This window comes from Oleiphilus sp. HI0128 (assembly GCF_001635365.1).
In genome coordinates this window covers 1-1,189 of record NZ_LWGG01001459.1, presented here as the reverse complement: position 1 = coordinate 1,189, position 1,189 = coordinate 1, and the positions used below count along the sequence as shown (strand labels likewise).

Sequence of the window (1,189 nt, the reverse complement as noted above, 5' to 3'; positions counted from 1 at the left end):
GTTGCGTCGACATCATCGTTGGCGCAACCGAAATCGAACCAGCCGCCGGTTGTTCCAGGTCGGTCCATAATTACAACAGATGTGCCTGCAGGGCTTGTGAGCGTTAGGATCAGGTCTCCTGGTCGGCCATGCGATATATCAATCATAACATTAAGGTCAGCTAACTGACGGTCATCGGATATAGTCATACTGGTTGAGTTCGATGATGACCCCGCATCCAGTCCTGGGCTTGCACTAAATGTTTTAACAAGTGGAATGACTGTGACGGTGCGGGTTTGGGTTAATGCGCTATTCCCCGCCGCGTCAGTGACATTAAAGTGAACTTGATAACTGCCTGGTGTCGACATATCTAGCCCGCTTGTATCAATACTTACGTTCGATGATATGTCGCCATCGATGTTATCAGTTGCTGAAACCCCCAGGTCGCTATAAACATGTCCTTGAATAACTTCAACTGGATTGTCTCCTAGTACTGAAATACTAGGGGGGGTGGTATCGACTACATGTACTGTTCTCGTCACGGTTGTAGCATCGTTACCTTGAGCATCGGCGACATCATAGCTTAATGTGTAAGTGCCAGCGATATTCTCGTTTACATCTCCCGATACAAAGATACTAGAGGATATATCGCTACCGAAATCACTCGCGGTCGCGCCTGCATCAATGTAAGTCGTTCCTTGCTCATGATAGGTTGGGTCCGAGCCTAATAGGCTTATGACCGGTGCGGTAGTATCTTGAACGATAACTGTTCTTGTCACCGTTAGGGCAGCATTACCCGACAAGTCCGAGACATTATAAGTTACCTGATAGCTTCCTACGGCGTTCGTTGCGACGAATCCTGAAATGGCGATAGAAGCTGATAAATCACCATCAACGCCATCGACTGCAGTTGCGCCAGGCTCGAAATAGGTGCCACCCAGTTCAATTAAGATTGGGTTGTTTCCAAGTAAGGAGATAACCGGTGGAACGGTATCGCTACTAGTGTTATCGATTACATTGACTTGGCGGGTAGCATTACCAACATTACCCTCGCTGTCACTGACACTATAGCTAATGGTGTACGTTCCAGGTGTGTCCGTATCAACTGATCCGTTAATAGCAATGCTGCTTGTTAAGTCACCATCAACGTTATCGGTCGCAGTCGCTCCGGCCTCGTTGTAGCTGCCGCCGAGCGATATGTCCATTGGGT

The 1,189-nt window shown here is 48.2% G+C and carries 1 protein-coding gene; it reads right to left on the bottom strand.

Annotated elements, in window-relative coordinates:
* Positions 1 to 1,189 (bottom strand): immunoglobulin-like domain-containing protein (locus A3763_RS24020; protein WP_156495303.1); only part of this gene is annotated, 1,189 nt, incomplete at both ends.